The 18,113-nt window shown below is 72.4% G+C and carries 15 protein-coding genes and 1 tRNA gene; 8 read left to right on the top strand and 8 right to left on the bottom strand.

All coding sequences use genetic code 11. The annotated features are described in order from the left end of the window. Window positions 1-4: 4 nt before the first annotated feature. The 5 genes from K329_RS28260 to K329_RS0119935 all read right to left on the bottom strand — a co-directional run bounded on the left by K329_RS28260 (window position 5) and on the right by K329_RS0119935 (window position 5,417). A complete protein-coding gene (locus K329_RS28260) occupies window positions 5-1,444 on the bottom strand; it encodes an MFS transporter (RefSeq protein ID WP_211225915.1) in 1,440 nt (479 codons plus the stop codon). A gap of 102 nt (window positions 1,445-1,546) precedes the next feature. Further along, a complete protein-coding gene (locus K329_RS0119950) occupies window positions 1,547-2,452 on the bottom strand; it encodes an NAD(P)-dependent oxidoreductase (RefSeq protein ID WP_028474427.1) in 906 nt (301 codons plus the stop codon). Between the two features lie 218 nt (window positions 2,453-2,670). Beyond that, complete coding sequence (locus tag K329_RS0119945; protein WP_028474426.1) at window positions 2,671-3,432, bottom strand: SDR family oxidoreductase; 762 nt, start codon at window positions 3,430-3,432, stop codon at window positions 2,671-2,673. Between the two features lie 45 nt (window positions 3,433-3,477). Next, entirely contained in the window at window positions 3,478-5,118 is a 1,641-nt protein-coding gene (locus K329_RS29925; protein ID WP_052337147.1) for a PP2C family protein-serine/threonine phosphatase, read from the bottom strand. Window positions 5,119-5,333: 215 nt separating this feature from the next. Continuing rightward, window positions 5,334-5,417: transfer RNA gene (locus K329_RS0119935), tRNA-Leu, on the bottom strand. A gap of 261 nt (window positions 5,418-5,678) precedes the next feature. Between K329_RS0119935 and K329_RS0119930 the strand changes: the two genes are divergently transcribed. From K329_RS0119930 to pknB, 7 genes are read left to right on the top strand one after another with little or no spacing between them, the layout of a single operon-like run. Next, a complete protein-coding gene (locus tag K329_RS0119930) occupies window positions 5,679-6,401 on the top strand; it encodes an FHA domain-containing protein (protein ID WP_028474425.1) in 723 nt (240 codons plus the stop codon). Next, the gene (locus K329_RS0119925) at window positions 6,402-6,881 is read left to right on the top strand and encodes an FHA domain-containing protein FhaB/FipA (RefSeq protein ID WP_028474424.1); all 480 of its coding nucleotides are present in this window, start codon (window positions 6,402-6,404) and stop codon (window positions 6,879-6,881) included. 8 nt (window positions 6,882-6,889) lie between these two features. Further along, window positions 6,890-8,422, top strand: coding sequence for a PP2C family protein-serine/threonine phosphatase (locus K329_RS28250; protein ID WP_245596622.1), 1,533 nt, complete (start codon window positions 6,890-6,892; stop codon window positions 8,420-8,422). Between the two features lie 2 nt (window positions 8,423-8,424). Then, the gene (locus tag K329_RS0119915) at window positions 8,425-9,837 is read left to right on the top strand and encodes an FtsW/RodA/SpoVE family cell cycle protein (RefSeq protein WP_028474423.1); all 1,413 of its coding nucleotides are present in this window, start codon (window positions 8,425-8,427) and stop codon (window positions 9,835-9,837) included. Continuing rightward, on the top strand, window positions 9,834-11,309 hold the full coding sequence (locus K329_RS0119910) for a peptidoglycan D,D-transpeptidase FtsI family protein (RefSeq protein ID WP_028474422.1): 1,476 nt from the start codon (window positions 9,834-9,836) through the stop codon (window positions 11,307-11,309). Before K329_RS0119915 ends, K329_RS0119910 begins: the two co-directional genes overlap by 4 nt. Next, a complete protein-coding gene (locus K329_RS28245; protein WP_052337146.1) occupies window positions 11,302-12,876 on the top strand; it encodes a serine/threonine protein kinase in 1,575 nt (524 codons plus the stop codon). The genes K329_RS0119910 and K329_RS28245 overlap by 8 nt, the downstream gene beginning before the upstream one ends. A gap of 46 nt (window positions 12,877-12,922) precedes the next feature. Next, complete coding sequence (gene pknB / locus K329_RS28240; protein ID WP_043644288.1) at window positions 12,923-14,698, top strand: Stk1 family PASTA domain-containing Ser/Thr kinase; 1,776 nt, start codon at window positions 12,923-12,925, stop codon at window positions 14,696-14,698. 30 nt (window positions 14,699-14,728) lie between these two features. On the opposite strand, the gene K329_RS0119895 is transcribed toward pknB, so the two are convergent. Further along, window positions 14,729-15,466 (bottom strand): DUF881 domain-containing protein, encoded by a 738-nt coding sequence (locus K329_RS0119895; RefSeq protein ID WP_028474421.1) that lies wholly within the window; start codon window positions 15,464-15,466, stop codon window positions 14,729-14,731. A 78-nt stretch (window positions 15,467-15,544) separates the two neighbouring features. On the opposite strand from K329_RS0119895, the gene K329_RS31790 reads away from it, so the two are divergent. Then, complete coding sequence (locus K329_RS31790) at window positions 15,545-16,246, top strand: cell division protein CrgA (protein ID WP_245596619.1); 702 nt, start codon at window positions 15,545-15,547, stop codon at window positions 16,244-16,246. 293 nt (window positions 16,247-16,539) lie between these two features. Here the strand turns inward: K329_RS31790 and K329_RS0119885 are convergent, their stop codons facing one another. Beyond that, window positions 16,540-17,460 carry a rhomboid family intramembrane serine protease gene (locus tag K329_RS0119885; RefSeq protein ID WP_028474419.1) on the bottom strand — a complete coding sequence of 307 codons (921 nt, stop codon included), beginning with the start codon at window positions 17,458-17,460 and terminating at the stop codon, window positions 16,540-16,542. After that, a complete protein-coding gene (locus tag K329_RS0119880; protein WP_028474418.1) occupies window positions 17,457-17,984 on the bottom strand; it encodes a peptidylprolyl isomerase in 528 nt (175 codons plus the stop codon). The genes K329_RS0119885 and K329_RS0119880 overlap by 4 nt, the downstream gene beginning before the upstream one ends. Window positions 17,985-18,113 lie beyond the last annotated feature (129 nt).

Here is an 18,113-nt window from a genome sequence, read left to right as displayed (position 1 = left end):
CCGGTCAGGCGGACACGGTCGGCTTCGCCGGCGCGGGCTCGACGGGGGTGGCGGGGCCACCGGCGCCGGGGGTGCCCGAGGCGGCCGGCGTCCCGAGGTTGCTCCAGCGCGAGACCGTCCACGCGATGACGGACGACATGAGGCACAGCCCGGCGATCAGGTAGAGCCCGACGTCGTCGGAGCCGGTGAGGTCCTTGACCCAGCCGTAGATGAACGGGCCGAGGAAGCCACCGAGGTTGCCGACGGTGTTGATGAGCGCGAGGCCCGCTGCGGCCGCGGCCCCGGCGAGGAACTTGGTCGACATGCCGAACGAGATGGGGATGCCGGAGCACAGGCCCATCGCGGCGATCGCGACGCCCACCAGGGTGACGACCGGCGAGCCGGCGAGGATCGCGACGACGATGCCGACCGCGCCCATCACGCCGGAGACAGCCACGTGGAGGGGCACCTCGTCGGTACGGCGGGAGTGGCTCGCCCAGAAGAGGGTGAAGACGACCGCGAAGCCGTACGGGATCGCGGTGAGCAGCCCGACCTGGGTGACGGAGTACTCGACGCCGAACCGCTCCTGGAAGCCCGCGATGATCGTCGGCAGGAAGAAGGCGATGGCGTAGAGGCCGTAGACGAGGCCGAAGTAGCAGAGCCCGAGCACCCAGACGCGACTGTTGCGCAGCACGCCGCGCACGCCGTGGTGCGACTCCGAAGGTCCCTCGGCGGCGAGGTCGGCCGCGAGCAGCGCCTTCTCCTCCGGGGTCAGCCACTTCGCGTCCTGGGGACGGTCGCAGAGCACGAAGAGGCAGAGCAGGCCCAGCAGCACCGCCGGGAGACCGGTGATGAGGATCATGAAGCGCCAGCCCTCGAGGCCGAGGAGCAGGCCGTCGCCGACCGAGATCAGCCAGGCGGCGAGCGGTGCACCGATGGTCGAGGAGAGCGGGATGCCGACGAGGAAGAACGCGAACGCCTGCGCCCGGTTGCGCTGGGTGAACCAGTAGGTCAGGTAGAGCAGGATGCCGGGCGTGAAGCCGGCCTCCGCGATGCCGAGCAGGAACCGGAGCACGTAGAGCATCGGCGCGTTCGACACGAACGCGGTCGCGGTGGCGACGATGCCCCAGCTGATGAGGATGCGGGCGATCCACTTGCGGGCGCCGAACTTGTGCAGCGCCAGGTTCGACGGCACCTCGAGCAGGATGTAGCCGACGAAGAAGATGCCCGAGGCGAACCCGAACATCGTCGCGGTGAGGCCCAGCGCGTCGTTCATGCCGTTGGGGCCCGCGATGCCGATGTTGCTGCGGTCGAGGTAGTTGACGAAGTAGCAGAGCAGCAGGAACGGCATCAGGCGGAGCAGCGTCTTGCGACGCACGCGACCGCGCAGCTCCTCGACCTCGGCCGAGTCGGCCGGGCGGGAGGGCGGGGCGGCGGGCGCGCCGGCAGGGGTGGACGTGGACATGGCGGACCTCACTATGGACCAGCGGGACGGGACGGAGCAGGACGGGAGAGCGCCTGAGCGCTCCGGGGGCGTGCGTACGGCGGGGGTGCGGGCGGGGGCGCGTCAGGGCGCGCGGAGCATCTCGATGACGCCGGAGTCGTCGCCGCGGCCGAGCCCGGCGGCGGCGGCGCGCGACCAGAGGTCCGCGGCGACCTCGGTGAGCGGCGCCAGCTGGCCGGCGTCGCGGGCGGCGGCGGCGACGAGGCCGCTGTCCTTGACGAAGATGTCGAGGTGGGACTGCACGGGCCGGGTCGCGACGTCGGCCGCGAGCCGGGGACCGCGGTCGCCGAGCATCCACGACGACGCGGCGCCCTGCAGCAGGAGCGGGCGCACGACGTTGGCGTCGAGGCCGAGCCGCTGCGCGAACGCCGTGGCCTCGGCGGCGGCGACCAGGTGGATGCTCGCGAGCATCTGGTTGACCAGCTTCACCGACTGGCCGTCGCCCGGGCGCTCGCCCACGACGTGGGGGCGGCCGGTCAGCTCGAGCACGGGCCGGACCCGCTCCACGAGGGTCGGCTCGCCCGCGACGAAGAGGGCGAGGGTGCCCTCGGTCGCGCCGACGACCCCGCCGGAGACCGGGCAGTCGACGACCTCGACGCCGTACGACGCCGCCACGGCCGCCGCGGAGCGCAGCGCCTCGGGGCCGACGGTCGACATCACGACGAGCACGGCGCCGCGCAGCCCGCCGCCGGTCACGACCGGCGCGTCGAGCAGCTCGTCGAGCTGGAGCGCGGTCGCGACCATGACGAGCACGACGTCGCAGCCGGCGAGGTGGTCGGTGGTCGTGGCGGCGGTCAGCCCGGCGTCGCGGCAGCGGTCGACCGAGGCGGGCACGACGTCGACCGCCCGGACGTCGAGGCCGCCGCCCTGCAGGCGCAGCGCCATCGGGAAGCCCATGGCGCCGACGCCGACGATCCCCACGGCGAGCGTGGGGCGGTGGGTGACCTGAGCCACCGCAGCGGAAGACATGCCGGTGAGTCTGGCCGCCGTGTGAGCCGGGTCACGACCGAGAGTCGTCGGGATCTCGGCGGTGTTCTTCCGTCAGATGTCGGAACGGGTGGGGGCGGGCTCGTCGTCCGGTTTATCCACTCGAGCGGCGAAACCGGAACCTGGCGCCCTGAACTTCGAGCGCAGAGCACCAGGTTGCGTCGCCAGGTCGGTCGAGGCTTCAACCTCGGCCGACCCCGTCATCCGACGTACGTCGCCCGCAGCCACGCGTCGTACGTCTGGACCCCGTGGTCGGCGCCCGGCCCGGGGACCAGGGTCCCGTCCCGCATCGCACGCCCGTAGGCGCCCGGCACCCGCAGCCCGACGATCCGCCCCCGCGCCCGGGTCGCCGCGGCGTACGCGCGCACCATGTCGACCACCTGCTCCTCCCGTGGCCCGCCGAGGTCCGGCACGCGGCCCGCCGGGTCTTCCTCGGCCAGGTCGACGAGGCGCTCCCCCACCTCGCGGGCCGCGACGGGCTGCGACGTCATCCGGGGTACGACGACGAGCGGCCCCACCCTGGTCTGGCCGTGCACCTGCGCGGCGAACTCGTGGAACTGGGTGGCGCGCAGCAGCGTCCAGGGCACGCCCCCGTCGACGACCAGCTGCTCCTGCAGCACCTTGCCGGCGTAGTACGCGTGCGGCGCCCGGTCGACGCCGACGATCGACAGCGCCACGTGGTGGGCGACCCCGGCGGCGTGCTCGGCCGCGAGCAGGTGACCGGTGACGGCGCCGAAGAACGCCCGCGACGCCTTCGCCGAGACGGTCGGCGTGGACGCCACGTCGACGACGGCGTCGACCCCGTCGAGCACCGGGGCCAGCGGACCGTCGGGGCCGGTGCCGGCCACCAGGTCCACCCCGTGGGCCCGGCTCAGCACCACCACGTCGTGACCGCGGGCCCGGGCGACCTCGACGACGTGGCGTCCGACGACGCCCGTCCCTCCGGCGACGGCGATCCTCACGGGCGTTCCTCCTCGATCAGATCCTCCACGGGCACGGAGGGCGCCTCAGGTGCGCAGCACCATCACGCAGATGTCGTCGTCGGGCTCGTCGGCGAACGTCAGCAGGAGCTTGTCGCAGAGCAGCTCGGCGTCGGTGAGGTGCTGGCCCTCCAGCTCGGAGCGCAGCACCTCGAGGCTGAGGTCGATCGGCACGCGACGTCGCTCGACCAGGCCGTCGGTGTAGAGCACGACGGTCGAGCCGGGAGCGAGCAGGATGTCCTGGTCCTTGCGGGAGGTGTCGGGGTCGACGCCGAGCAGCAGCTCGCCGCCGAGGTCCAGCAGCTCGGCCGTGCCGTCGGGCCTGATCACGACCGGCGGTGGGTGCCCGGCGCGGGACCACCGCAGGGTCCGCTCCCCGCGCAGCGCCTGCTCGTCGGTCTGCTCGATGCGGGCCAGCACGGCCGAGGCCACCGCGTCGACGGCCAGCCCGGCGAGCGCGCGGTCGAGCACCTCGAGCACGCCGGCGGGGCTGTCCTCGATGGCGAAGGCGATGCCGCGGATGAGGTTGCGCACCTGGGCCATCGCGACCGCCGAGGTGCGGTCGTGGCCGGCGATGTCGCCGACCGTCACGGTGAGGGTGCCGTCGGGCTGGTGGAAGGAGTCGTACCAGTCGCCGCCGATCTGGGCGACCTCCCCGGCGGGCACGTAGCGCGCCGCCACCTGGACCGCGTCGGTCTGGGCCGGGGTCGACAGCAGGCTCTGCTGCAGGGCGACGGAGATGTCGCGCTCCGCCACGGCGGCCCGGCGCTCCGACTCGAGCACCTCGAGACGCGTGAGCGCCTGCGAGAGCGCGCCCGCGAGCAGCCGGAGGAAGTCCCGGTAGTCGTCGTCGAACGGCAGACGGTCGCTGACGGCGCAGACGAGCACGGCGCCACCGTGGCCGACGCGGCGGGAGGTGTCCAGGGCCTGCCACACGACGGTGTCGCGCCCGGTCTCCTGCACGTGGAAGCTGCTCGTCAGCAGGTCGGCGTCGAGGGTGGCCGGCAGGATCTGCGAGGCGGCGCTCGTCGAGGTCACGAGCGACGGCTCCTCGTCCGCGGCGACCGGCAACCGGATGTCGACGGCCGGCAGGTCGAGGCTGTGGTCACGCAGGAGCGACAGTGCGGCCAGCCGCAGCTCGGCCACCGTCTCCGCCCCGACGATCACGTCGGCCAGCCGGGCGAGCAGCTCGAGCCGCCGCCGCGACAACACCTCAGTGGTCGTCTCCGCGGCGATGTCGAGCACGCCCTCGATCGAGCCGTCGGGCCCGTGGACGGGTGAGTAGGAGAAGGTGAAGTAGCAGTCCTCGAGGTAGCCGTGCCGCTCGAGCGGGATGAGCGCGTCGGTCGCCCACGTCGCGCCGGCGCCGCTGCGGACGCCGTGAATGAGCGGACCGATCTGCGGCCAGGCCTCCTCGAACGTCTCCCTCGTGGGCGCGCCGAGGGCCGCGGGGTGCTTGGAGCCGATCATCTGGATGTAGGCGTCGTTGTAGAGCAGGATCAGCTCGGGCCCCCAGAACACGACCGACGGGAACCGGGTGCGCATCACGAGGTCGAGCGTTCCGGTGAGGGTGGGCGACCACGTCTCGCGTGGCCCGAGGGGCGTCGCCGACCAGTCGATCCCGTCGTAGAGGGCGCGCAGGTCGGCGCTGGGATGGTCGTCGCTCACCTCGGCAATCTAGAGGTGGGCCGCCGATTCCGCACGCGTACGGCCAGGTTTCACCCCTCGGGGGGTGGAGCGGGCGCCCACGGACGGTCGCGCCTGACCGCGTCTCCCGAGGCCCCCGAGGCCCCGGTTCCGGCACCCCGGCGCGGACCCCGGGGGGGACCATCGGGAAATGCGACAGACCCCCGACCGGAACCCGGTCGGGGGTCTGACTCACGTGCGCGAGGGGGGAGTTGAACCCCCACGCCCTTTCGGGCACACGGACCTGAACCGTGCGCGTCTGCCTATTCCGCCACTCGCGCGTGAAGCCCGCCAAAGGTAGCCCAGCGCCCGCGCCTTTCCCAAACCGGGTGCAGACCGGCCCCGCGGGTCGGCGGCTCCTGGCGACGTCGGGCATCGCCCCATGGTTACGATCGGCACAGCCCGCGCCCCCTGCGGGCTGCTCGCTTTGCCCGCAGCCGGGGCCGACGACGGCCCGGGGTGCGTCGTCCGTGCGTGTCAACCAGTAGTCAGCCAGTGGTCAGCCACGAGTCAGCCACGAGTCAGCAGGAAGAGGAGGCGGGATGAGCGGTGGGTTCCAGCGGTTCGAGAACCGCCTCGAGTCGGCCATCTCCGGCGTCTTCGCGCGCGCGTTCCGCAGCGCCGTGCAGCCGGTCGAGATCTCGGCGGCGCTGCAGCGCGAGGTCGACAACAACGCCCAGATCCTGAGTCGCGACCGGCGCATCGTGCCGAACGACTTCCACGTCGAGCTCTCCCGCTCCGACCTCGACCGGCTGGCGCCGTACCAGGAGACGCTCTCCGCGGAGATGGTCGACAGCCTGCGCGACCACGCGGAGCAGCAGTCCTACGTCTTCCCCGGCCCCGTGAGCGTCGACTTCGAGCTCGCCGACGACCTGCCGACGGGCCGCCTGCGGGTGCGCAGCCGCGCGCAGGCGAAGGTGACGAGCAACGCGACCCACACCCAGACGGGCCGGGCCACGGCCTACCTCGAGATCAACGGCACCACCCACCCGCTGACGCCCCCGGGCGCCACGGTGGGGCGGGGCACCGACGCCGACGTGCGCATCAACGACCCGGGCGTGAGCCGTCGCCACATCGAGTTCCGCGTGGTGACCGGCCGCGCGGAGGACGGCAGCCCGTTGCAGATCGCGGTGCGCGACCTCGGCTCCACCAACGGCATGCTGGTCGACGGGCAGAAGGTGGCGCAGTCCCCCGTGGACGACGGCACCACCGTCCGGATCGGCAGCACCACCATGACTGTCCGACTCGTGTCCGAGGGGGTCTGAGTGAGTGCGCTGACGCTGCTCCTCATCCGGTTCGCCTACCTGGCGATCCTGTGGATCTTCGTGCTCGCCGCCGTGTCGGTGATCCGCTCCGACATGTTCGGGGCGCGGATGCCGGCGTCGGGCCCGGGCAAGGCCAAGGCGGGCAAGCAGCCCAAGGCGGCGAAGCAGCAGCCGACGCGCCGCCGGGGCTCGCCCACCCACGTCCTGGTCGTCCAGGGCACCAACGCCGGTGAGCGGGCGGAGCTCGACGAGCGCCCCATCCTCATCGGCCGCGGCAACGACGCCGCGATCCGGCTCGACGACGACTACGTCTCCACCCGTCACGCGCGCATCGCCCAGTCGGGCGACCAGTGGTTCGTGGAGGACCTCGGGTCGACCAACGGCACGTACGTCGGCTCGGCGCGGATATCGCAGCCCACCACGCTCACTCTCGGGGCTCAGGTGCGGATCGGCAAGACGATTCTCGAGCTGAGGAAGTAGGCAGCGTCGTGACGAGCTCCCCCACCGGGCCGGGCATCCCCCCGCCCGGCGACGACGACCGCACCCGTGAGGTGCCGGTGACGGCCGACCCCTCCCTGGAGGAGCGGCTGGGCACCGACACGCGCCCGAGCCGACGGGTCGAGAACGACGCCCCGGCCCCTGCGGACGCCCCCGGCGGCGGCCTCGACGACGACACGAACCCCACGACGCAGCGCGTCGACTACACCGAGATCAGCCCGACCGAGGTCACCGGCGAGGTCCCCCCGGTGCCGGCCGAGCCCTCGGGCCTCAGCCTCGACTTCTCCGCCGTCTCCGACGTCGGGCGCGTGCGCAAGGACAACCAGGACTCGGGGTACGCCGGGGCCTGGCTCCTGGCCGTGTGCGACGGCGTCGGGGGCGCCGCCCGCGGTGACGTCGCCTCGAGCACCGCGATCTCCCAGCTGCGCCGGCTCGACCAGCGGCCCGGCGAGGACCTGCTCGGCCACGTCGCCGGCGGCCTGCTGCGCGCGCACGACCGCATCGGCGAGCTCGTCGACGAGGACCCGGCGCTCAACGGCACCAGCACCACCGCGACGGTGCTGCTCTTCGACGGCGCCCGCATCGGCATCGCCCACGTCGGCGACAGCCGCGCCTACCTCTACCGCTCGGGCGAGCTGACGCAGCTCACGAAGGACCACACCTTCGTGCAGAGCCTCATCGACGAGGGCCGCATCACGGAGGAGGAGGCGCGCACCCACCCGCACCGCAACCTCATCCTCAAGGCCCTCGACGGCGTCCACGAGACCGACCCGGACCTCTTCACGGTCGAGCTCGCCGACGGCGACCGCCTCTTCCTGTGCAGCGACGGCGCCTGCGGCGTGCTCGACGACGCCCGCCTCGCCGACATCCTCTCGACCGGCACGCCGGACTACGCCGCCGTCGAGCTGGTGCGCGCGAGCCTCGAGGCGGGCAGCACCGACAACGTGACCTGCGTCGTCGCCGACGTGACGGGCCAGGTCGTGCCCGAGGGCGAGCCGCTCCTCGTGGGCGCGGCGGCCGAGCTGCCCCGCCGCGCGGCGGGCGGCGCCGGCATCGTCGGCGGCTTCTTCCGCGGCCACCGCTCGGGCGACACGGGCGAGATCGACCCCGTGCCGGTCGACATCCCGGCCAACATCGGCTTCGCCATCCCCAGCGACCCCATCGACCCCGAGGCCGCCCGCTACGCCCCGCGGCCGCCGCGCCGCTTCGTGTGGCTCAAGCGCTTCTTCGTGCTCCTCGTCGTGCTCGGCCTGTTCGCGGCCGCGATCGGCACGGCGTACGCCTGGAGCCAGCGCCAGTACTTCGTGGCCGAGGACGACGGCCAGGTCGTCGTCTTCCGCGGCATCGACTACGACCTGCCCGGCTTCTCGCTGAGCGAGCGCATCGAGATCAGCGAGATCCAGGTCGACGACCTCTCCGACTTCGACGCCGCCAAGGTGCGCGAGGGCATCGCCGCCGACGACGTCGACGACGCGCGCCGCATCATTGCCACCCTCGACGACCAGGTGGCCGGTCGCTCATGACCATGACCCAGCAGCCAGATTCCCAGGCCCAGGACCAGTTCGTGCACCGCCCCCGGCGGGGCGCCGAGCTGTTCCTGCTGCTGCTCGCCCTGCTGGTGGGCGCGGGCGCGTACGCCGCGGTCGGCCTCGGCATCGAGGGCACGATCCCGGCCGACATGGTCGGCTACACGGGCTGGCTGGCGGCGCTGATGATCGCGGCGCACATCGCGATCCGCATGACGGCGCCGTACGCCGACCCGGTGCTGCTGCCGGTGGTGGCGGCCCTCAACGGCCTGGGCCTCGCGGTCATCCACCGGCTCGACCTCGCCGACGACACCACGTTCGCGCGCCAGCAGCTGATCTGGATGACGCTCGGCGTCGTGCTCTTCATCGCGACGATCGCGCTGCTGCGCGACCACCGCCTGCTGCAGCGCTACACCTACACGTCGGGCCTCGTCGCGATCGCCCTGCTGCTCCTGCCGCTGCTGCCCGTCGTCGGGCGCACCGTCAACGGCGCCCGCATCTGGATCAACGTCGCCGGCTTCAGCTTCCAGCCCGGCGAGGTCGCGAAGGTGCTGCTCGTCGTCACCTTCTCCGGCTACCTGGTGCTGCACCGCGACGCACTGGCGCTGGCCGGCAAGCGCCTGTTGTTCATCGACTTCCCGCGCGGCCGCGACCTCGGCCCGATCCTCGGCATGTGGATGATCAGCCTCGGCATCCTCGTCTTCCAGCGCGACCTGGGCTCGTCGCTGATGTTCTTCGGCGTCTTCCTGGTGCTGCTGTACGTCGCGACCGAGCGCCCGGGCTGGCTGATCGTGGGCGGCACCCTCTTCGCGGCGGGTGCGTTCCTCGGCTACCAGGCCTTCTCCCACGTGCGCAACCGCTTCGACATCTGGCTGAGCCCGTTCGACTACGTCGACCGCACGCCCGGCAGCTACCAGCTCGTCGAGTCGATGTACGGCATGGCGTGGGGCGGTCTCCTGGGCCGCGGCTTCGGCGGCGGCAGCCCCGAGCGCATCCCCTACGCCGAGTCCGACTTCATCATCGGCGCCATCGGCGAGGAGCTGGGCCTCACGGGCGTCATGGCCGTGATCCTGATGTACGGCGTCATCGTCGAGCGCGGCCTCCGCGCCTCCCTCGTGTGCCGCGACGGCTTCGGCAAGCTCATGGCCACGGGGCTGGCGAGCATCGTCGCGCTCCAGGTCTTCGTCGTCGTCGGCGGCGTCACCACCCTCATCCCGCTCACCGGTCTGACCACGCCGTTCCTCTCGTACGGCGGGTCGTCCCTCATCGCCAACTGGGTGATCATCGCGCTGCTGCTCCGCATCTCCGACCAGGCCCGTCGTCCGCTCCCGAGCGCGCACGACGCCGGCGCCGCACCCGAGCCCGGGGGCGCCGACGAGGCGACCCAGGTCGTGAAGGTGGTGAAGCCGTGAACAAGCCCATCCGCACCGTCGGCGTGTTCTGCATGCTGCTGTTCCTCGCCCTCATGGCGAACGCGACGTCCCTGCAGTACCTCCGGGCCGGCGGCCTCAACGACCGCCCCGGCAACGGCCGGGCCCTCGACGCCCGGTTCTCGGCCGAGCGCGGCGCGATCCTCGTGGGCCGCACGCCGATCGCCGAGAGCGTGGCGGTCGACGACCGTTACCAGTACCAGCGCACCTACCCGCTCGCCGGGGCCTACGCCCACCTGACGGGCTGGTTCTACTACTCGAACGCCACCCAGCTGGAGCGCACGCAGAACGGCGTGCTCTCGGGCGACGACCCGAGCCTCTTCGTCAACCAGCTCTTCGACATCCTCGCCAACCGCCAGCCGGCCGGCGGCAACGTGGGCCTCACCATCGACCCCGAGGTCCAGCAGGTCGCGTACGACGAGCTGGCCGCGGTCAGCGACAACGTGCAGGGCTCGGTCGTGGCGCTCGAGCCGAGCACCGGCCGCATCCTCGCGATGGCGTCGCTGCCGACGTTCGACCCCAACGACCTCGCCCTGCGCGACGGCGGCCAGGTGCAGGAGAACTTCGAGGCCCTGAGCGCCGACCCGACGCGCCCGCTGGAGAACCGCTCGGTCGGCACGACGCTGCCGCCGGGCTCGACCTTCAAGCTGGTGACCGCGGCCGCCGCGCTCGAGGACGACGACTCCCTGACGGCCGACTCGCCGGTGCCGGGCGGGCAGTCCTACGAGCTGCCGGGCACGAGCACCTCGATCGCCAACGGCGGGCGCGACTGCGGCTCCGGCGACATCCCGTTCCGCCAGTCGCTCGAGAACTCCTGCAACACGACCTACCTCCAGCTCGCGGTCGAGCTCGGCCAGGACAAGATGACGGAGCAGGCGGAGGCGTTCGGCTTCAACGAGGTCAACCTCGAGGACCTGCCGGGCGTCGAGGCGTCGTCGTACCCCGACAACGCCTCCGACGACCTGCTCGCGAAGTCCGGCATCGGCCAGCAGGACGTGCGGGCCACGCCGCTGCAGATGGCGATGGTGGTCTCCGCGATCGCGAACGACGGCGTGCTGATGCGCCCCTACCTGGTCGACGAGATCACGTCGCCCGACTTCGACGTGATCTCGAAGACCGAGCCCGAGGAGCTGGGCGATGGCCCCGCCGTGAGCTCTCGGACCGCCGACGTGCTGCAGGAGATGATGGTCAGCACCGTCACCGACGGCACCGCCGGCCAGGCCGCGATCGACGGCGTGACGGTGGGCGGCAAGACGGGTACGGCGGAGACCTGCGCCGACTGCCGCCCCTACGCCTGGTTCGTCTCCTTCGGGGAGCGCGACGGCCGCCAGGTCGCCGTCGCGGTCATGCTGCAGAACGTGGACGAGAACGTGACGATCTCCGGCGGCGGCCTCGGCGGGCCCGTGGCGCGCGCAGTGATGGAGCAGGCCCTGGGAGTGGAGAGCGATGACTGACCCGACCGACCAGCCCACCGGCCCGATGGAGACGCCCGAGAGGTTCGCCGACGACGCGCGGCGCTACCGGCTCGACTCCCGCATCGCCACCGGCGGCATGGGCGAGGTGTGGCGCTCGAGCGACATGACGCTGGGCCGCACGGTCGCGGTGAAGGTCCTCAAGGCCGAGTACGCCGACGACCCGACCTTCCGCGGCCGCTTCGAGACCGAGGCGCGCAACGCCGCGGCGCTGCACCACCCGAACGTGGCGGGCATCTTCGACTTCGGCCAGGCCTCCCCGGTCGACGGATCGGCGTCGCCGCGGCCCTACCTGGTGATGGAGCTCGTGGAGGGCCAGCCGCTCTCGGCCCTCCTGCGCCCCGACCAGCCGATGGAGCCCGCCGTGGCCGTCGACCTGATGACGCAGGCCGCCGAGGCGATCGGCGCTGCCCACCGCGCGGGCATCGTGCACCGCGACGTGAAGCCGGCCAACCTGCTCGTCACCCGCGAGCGCACGCTCAAGATCACCGACTTCGGCATCGCCCGGGCGGCCGACGGCGTCGCGCTCACCCAGACCGGCATGGTCATGGGCACGCCGCAGTACATCTCGCCCGAGCAGGCCCAGGGCCTGGCCGCCGGCCCGGAGTCCGACGTCTACTCGCTGGGCGTCGTGGCCTTCGAGTGCCTCGCCGGCCGGCGACCGTTCGTCGCCGAGACCGCCGTCGCCACCGCGCTTGCCCACCTGCGCGACCCCGTGCCCGACCTGCCCGGCACCGTCCCGCCGGCGCTGGCGGCCGTCGTACGACGTGCCCTGGCCAAGAAGCCGGAGGAGCGGTTCTCCGACGGCACGGCCTTCGCGCGCGCCCTGCGGGACCCGTCCCGCGTCGGCGCCGCCCCCGTCGCGGCCGCCGCGACGCCGGCCGACGACGCCGGCACCCAGGTGATGACGAGCGTCGGGCGCCCCACGCCGGTGGCGCCGCCGCCCGTCGTGCCCGTGCCGGTGCCCGACGACGAGCCCGACGAGCGCGAGCCCGCCCGCAAGAGCCCGCTCCCGTGGATCGCCGGCGTGCTGGCGCTGCTGCTCGTGGCCGCGCTCATCTGGCTGTTCGTGGCCATGAACGGCGACGAGGAGCAGGACCCGGCCGACACGCCGACCACCAGCGCCACCTCGGCGCCGACGACCGAGGAGACGACGCCGGCCGAGACGTCCGAGCCGCCCTCGGAGGAGCCGACCACCGAGGAGACCTCGGAGCCGCCCCCGCCGGAGACGTTCTCGATCCAGGAGGGCGACTACGTCGGGCAGCCGATCGACGCGGTCGAGTCACAGCTGCGCCAGCTCGGGCTCGCGCCGGACCTCGTCGAGGAGACCAACGACGGCTCCGAGACCGAGGGCCGCGTGACGTCGGTGTCGCCGACGAGCGACCTGGTCGAGGGCGACTCGGTGACGGTGACCTACGCGGGCCCGGCGCCCGAGGAGGAGCCGGAGCCGACGGAGGAGCCCACCGAGAACCCCGGCAACGGGAACGGGAACGGGAACGGTACGCCGGGCGGCCCCGGCGGCTCGCCCACGCAGACGCAGGCGCCGTGACGGCGCTGGTGAACCGCTCGGTGGTCTCGGGCGCGGAGGGAGAGGGATGACGGACGCGGAGAAGACGACCCTGGTGGGCGGCCGGTACGAGCTGGCCGAGCTGCTGGGGCGTGGGGGCATGGCCGAGGTCCGCAAGGGCATGGACACGCGCCTGGGGCGCGTCGTCGCGGTCAAGCGGCTGCGCACCGACCTCGCCAGCGACCCCACCTTCCAGGCCCGGTTCCGCCGCGAGGCGCAGTCGTCCGCGTCCCTCAACCACCCCGCGATCGTCGCCGTCTACGACACCGGCGAGGAGATGGCGCCCGAGGGCATCGCCCAGCCCTACATCGTCATGGAGTACGTCGCGGGCCGGACCCTGCGCGACGTGCTGCGCGAGGGCCGCAAGATCCTGCCCGAGCGCGCGCTCGAGATCACGAGCGGCGTGCTCTCCGCGCTCGACTACAGCCACCGCGCCGGCATCATCCACCGCGACATCAAGCCGGGGAACGTCATGCTGACGCCCGGCGGCGACATCAAGGTGATGGACTTCGGCATCGCGCGCGCCGTCTCCGAGGCCTCCTCGACGATGACGCAGACCGCGGCCGTGGTCGGCACGGCCCAGTACCTCTCCCCCGAGCAGGCGCGCGGCGAGACCGTCGACTCCCGCTCCGACGTCTACTCCACCGGCTGCCTGCTCTACGAGCTCCTCACCGGGCGCCCGCCGTTCGTGGGCGACAGCCCCGTGGCCGTGGCCTACCAGCACGTGCGCGAGCAGGCGGCCCCGCCGTCGGAGATCGACCCGAGCCTCCCGCCCGAGATCGACCAGATCGTCATGCAGTCGCTCGCCAAGCGCGTCGAGGACCGCTACCAGTCCTCCGCGGCGATGCGCAGCGACATCGAGCGCTACCTCGCCGGTCGGCCGGTGCAGGCGCCGGTCGTCGAGGCCGCGCCGGAGCCGACCGCGGTCGCGACGCCCGCGCCGGTCACGGCCGTCGCTCCCCCGACGCGCACGCCGCCGAAGGCCGGGCCCGAGGAGCGCGGCCCGCGGCGCGCGCCGTGGATCATCGCGATCGCGCTGCTCCTGGCCGCGCTGGTCGCCGTCTCCGTGATCTTCCTGCCGCAGATGTTCGAGGACCCGCCCTCCGACGTGCGCGTGCCCGACGTCGTCGGCGAGACCGAGGACGCCGCGCGCACGGCGATCGCCGAGCGCGGGCTGGTGGTGAACGACCGTGTCGAGCAGGAGGCGTCCGAGGAGGTGCCGGCCGGCAGCGTGATCGCGCAGGACCCGCCCGGCGACACCTTCATCGACCCCGGCAGCACGGTGACGCTCACGATCTCGACCGGTCGCCCGGAGGTGGTCGTGCCGAACGTGCTGCGCGACAACTTCGAGGAGGCGACGGCGAACCTCGAGGCCCTGGGCCTCGTCGTCGAGACCGAGGAGGTCGACAGCGACGAGACCGCGGGCACCGTCACGGAGACCAACCCGCGGGCCGGCATCCCGGTGGAGGTGGGCACGTCGGTGACCATCCGGGTCTCGCGCGGCCCGAAGGCCGTGCCCGAGCTGATCGGCCTCTCGCAGGCCGCGGCGTCGGAGGCGATCCGCGGGGCCGGTTTCGTGGTCGAGCTGCGCACGGCCGAGAACCCGGACGAGGGCTCCGGGCTGGTGCTCAACCAGTTCCCGGCCGCCGGGTCGCGCCAGCCGCAGGGGTCGACCGTGCTGATCGAGATCAACACCTACGTCGCGCCGACGACTCCCCCGGCCACCACCGAGCCGCCGGCCACGGAGCCGCCCGCCACGGAGCCGCCCGCCGACCCGGGCATCCCGGTGCTGCCGGGGGGCTGACGCCTCGGGCGATCGACCGGGGCTGACGCCTCAGGCGATCGGCGTGGCGTAGTCGAGGTCGAGGAGGCCGCGGTACGCCGGGGCGACCACGTCGTCCTCCTCGTCGATCGCCCAACCGATGGCGATCTCGGGGTCGCCGGCCTGGCGCCGGTAGACGCTGACGTCACCGTCGGCGTCGATCGCGTCGCGCAGCTCGTCGACGTCGCCGACGGCGGTGATCTCGTAGGGCTGGGGGTACGGGATGCCCTGCAGCAGGATCGCGTTGCCCTCGCACTTGATCCCGGTCGTGGAGACGATCCGCTGTCCCTGGATCATCACGGCCTCGGCGCCGCCGGACCACATGGCGTTGACGACCGCCTGGATGTCCTGCTGGTGCACGACGTACAGGTTCGGGTTGCGGGTCGAGGACTGCCGGACGTCGTCGGGCGAGTCGCTCAGGGTGATGGTGAGGGCCTCGCCGCTCACCTCGGTGAGGCCAGCCGGGTCGCGCAGCACGTCCACCTCCGCCTGCACGCCGTCGACCTCCGCGTCGCCCAGACCGCCCGACAGAGCGGCCACCTCGTCGTTGAGCTCGGTGACGCGGGCGGTGAGCTCCTCGGCCTGCACGCTCTCGGCGCGCACGAGCGAGGCGAGGTCGGTGTAGCGCCCCGGACGCAGGTCCGTCCCGTCGCTGCTGAGGGCGCTGGCGACGAAGAGACCGCCGCTGAGCACGAGGATGACGGGCGTGCCCCAGCGCCACCCGGCGTGGGGACGACCCGGTGGGCTCACGTGGGAACCTGACGACACGACGACTACGCTAGCCCGCGGCGTGCGAACCTGCACTGCCGGCCGATCCGAGGAGATGTCGTGACCAAGTCCCAGCCGGAGCCCGAGAGCACCTCGGACGCACCGTCCGAGACCCCGGAGGCCGACGAGACGGCGACGTCCGCGGGCACCTCGAAGACCACCGCGTCGACGAGTGCTGCGTCGAAGAGCACCGCGTCGAAGAAGGCCGAGACGGCCGGTACGACGAAGACCGCGTCCAAGAAGTCGGGCAACCCCGCCACGAAGGCGGCGGCGAAGGCCGACAAGGGCAAGACGCGGAAGTCGAAGGAGAACATCGAGCGCATCGGCAAGCGCCCGCCGATCCTCACGGTGCGCTTCGTGCTGATGATCGCGCTCATCGTGGCCGGCATCGTCTACATCACGATGACCTACCGCTCGCTCGGCCCGAACCCGCCCGAGGAGTGGTTCGGCTACCTCGACGGCGAGGCCCCGCGCCGCTGGGTGTGGGAGCTCGACCACTGGAACTACGCGATCGGGTTCGGCGCGATCCTCATCGGTCTGATGGTCGGCGCGCACCGCTCGACCCCGCTGGGTCGCGGCAACGGCGTCGTCGTCGGCATGCTCGGCTGCTTCGTCATCGGCCTGCTGTGGATCTGCACCTTCTACATCTTCAGCAACAACCTCAACGACATCTGGGTCTTCGGCGCCCTCGGCCAGCTCAACCTGGTGGTCGGCATCGCCTTCATGGCCGTGGGGTTCTCCTACGCCACGAAGTGGGAGTGACCGCACCACCACGTCGCACGTCTGAACCACCACCGCCCGGGTACCTCATGGTGCCCGGGCGGTGCTGCGTTCCAGTGCGACCGCTCTCCACGGCGAAAGTTATTCACACTGTGGATAACCCCTGTGGAGAACTACACCGGTGTAAGTCGTGCTGCGTGCCGGCCGGTTCGCTGCCTCGGGCCAGGCCCCCTCGACCCGATAGTCCGTGACGATCTGCCGGGCGACACGCCGTACGAGACCGCACATCGTCACGGACTACCGTCGCTACCGCCCCCGGACGATCGGTCCCGCCCTCAGGCGAGCTCGAGCGTTCGCAGCCAGACGAGCGCGAGCAGCACCGCGACGAGGGCCAGGATGCCGGCGGCCTGGAACCAGCCGCGCCTCGTGCGGGGCGCCAGCACGATGACGGAGGTGGCGGCGACGCCGCCGAGCAGCCCGCCGAGGTGGCCCTGCCAGGAGATGTACGACGAGCCGACCACCGTGATCACCACGTTGAGGCCGAGCCAGATGCCCAGCGGCTTGGGGTCGCCGCCGACCTTGAGCGTCACGACGAGCAGGGCGCCGATGAGTCCGAAGACCGCACCGGAGGCGCCGAGCGTCGACGAGTAGGGCTCCGAGAGCCACAGCACCGCGACGGAGCCGGCGAGGGCGGAGAAGAAGTAGATGGCCAGGAAGCGCACGCGTCCCGTGACGCGCTCGAGCTGGGGGCCGAGAAAGTAGAGGGCGAGCATGTTGAACGCGATGTGCAGCGGCTGCACGTGCGAGAAGGCGCTGGTGATGAGCTGCCACCACGCTCCGGAGGTCACGCCGTCGGACCAGACGCCGACGCCCATGCAGTTCCGGGCGCTCGCGACGTCGGGGTAGAACTGCCCGCCGCCGGTCTCGCAGATCCCGCGGGGCGTCAGCAGGAGGATGCGGCCGAGGTCGCTGTTCGCGCCGCCGGCGGCCAGCAGGGCGAGGAAGACGCCCACGTTGAGGGCGATGAGCACGTACGACGTGAGGGCCGGCACCGCGGAGCGGTTCCCGCCGTACGGCGTGCGCGGCGCCCGCACGGACTTGGCGCCCTCGGCGACGCAGGACGGACAGTGGAACCCCACCGCCGCGTCGCGCATGCAGTCCGGGCAGATGGGCCGGCCGCAGCGCTGGCAGGAGATGTGCGTCTCCCGCCCGGGGTGCCGGTAGCAGACCGGCACCCCGGCCGGGGGATGGGTCACGACCGGGTGATCTCGACCGACTCGATGACGACGGGCTCGACCGGCTGGTCGCCGCGGCCCGTCTTCGTGGTGCCGATGGCGTCCACGACGTCGCGGGAGGCCTGGTCGGCCACCTCGCCGAAGATCGTGTGCTTGCGGTTCAGGTGGGGCGTCGGCGTCGTGGTGATGAAGAACTGCGAGCCGTTGGTGCCCTTGCCGAACTGCGTGCCGGCGTTCGCCATGGCGAGCAGGTAGGGCTTGTCGAAGACGAGCTCGGGGTGGATCTCGTCGTCGAACTTGTAGCCCGGACCGCCGGTGCCGGTGCCGAGGGGGCAGCCGCCCTGGATCATGAAGCCGTCGATGACGCGGTGGAAGCCGAGCCCGTCGTAGAACTTCTCGCCGCTGCGGCCGGCGTCGTCCTTGTACTCCTTGGTGCCCTCGGCGAGGCCGACGAAGTTGTCGACGGTCTTCGGCGCGTGGTTGGGCAGGAGGTTGAGCACGATGTCGCCACGGTTGGTCTTGAGAGTGGCCTTCAGGTCAGCCATGTCAGCCTTTCGGTTCGATCTTCCGTACAGATCCGGTTCGGCGTCGATCTTCCCATGACGCCCCAACGGTGCCGGTGCGCGGTGAGGGCGCTATCCGCCCGGTGAGTGGGTACCGCTCCGCGACTGCCC

The sequence above is a fragment of the Nocardioides alkalitolerans DSM 16699 genome (assembly GCF_000426525.1).
GTDB lineage: Bacteria > Actinomycetota > Actinomycetes > Propionibacteriales > Nocardioidaceae > Nocardioides > Nocardioides alkalitolerans.
The sequence above is the reverse complement of the archived record's forward strand: the minus strand, read 5'-3'. Positions and strand labels throughout refer to the sequence as shown.

What these genes read in the sequence shown, in the direction of transcription:
- K329_RS28260 (WP_211225915.1), bottom strand. Translation starts at nt 1,444, where the DNA reads ATGTCCACGTCCACCCCTGCCGGCGCGCCCGCCGCCCCGCCCTCCCGC.
- K329_RS0119950 (WP_028474427.1), bottom strand. Translation starts at nt 2,452, where the DNA reads ATGTCTTCCGCTGCGGTGGCTCAGGTCACCCACCGCCCCACGCTCGCC.
- K329_RS0119930 (WP_028474425.1), top strand. Translation starts at nt 5,679, where the DNA reads ATGAGCGGTGGGTTCCAGCGGTTCGAGAACCGCCTCGAGTCGGCCATC.
- K329_RS0119915 (WP_028474423.1), top strand. Translation starts at nt 8,425, where the DNA reads ATGACCCAGCAGCCAGATTCCCAGGCCCAGGACCAGTTCGTGCACCGC.
- K329_RS28245 (WP_052337146.1), top strand. Translation starts at nt 11,302, where the DNA reads ATGACTGACCCGACCGACCAGCCCACCGGCCCGATGGAGACGCCCGAG.
- pknB (WP_043644288.1), top strand. Translation starts at nt 12,923, where the DNA reads ATGACGGACGCGGAGAAGACGACCCTGGTGGGCGGCCGGTACGAGCTG.
- K329_RS0119880 (WP_028474418.1), bottom strand. Translation starts at nt 17,984, where the DNA reads ATGGCTGACCTGAAGGCCACTCTCAAGACCAACCGTGGCGACATCGTG.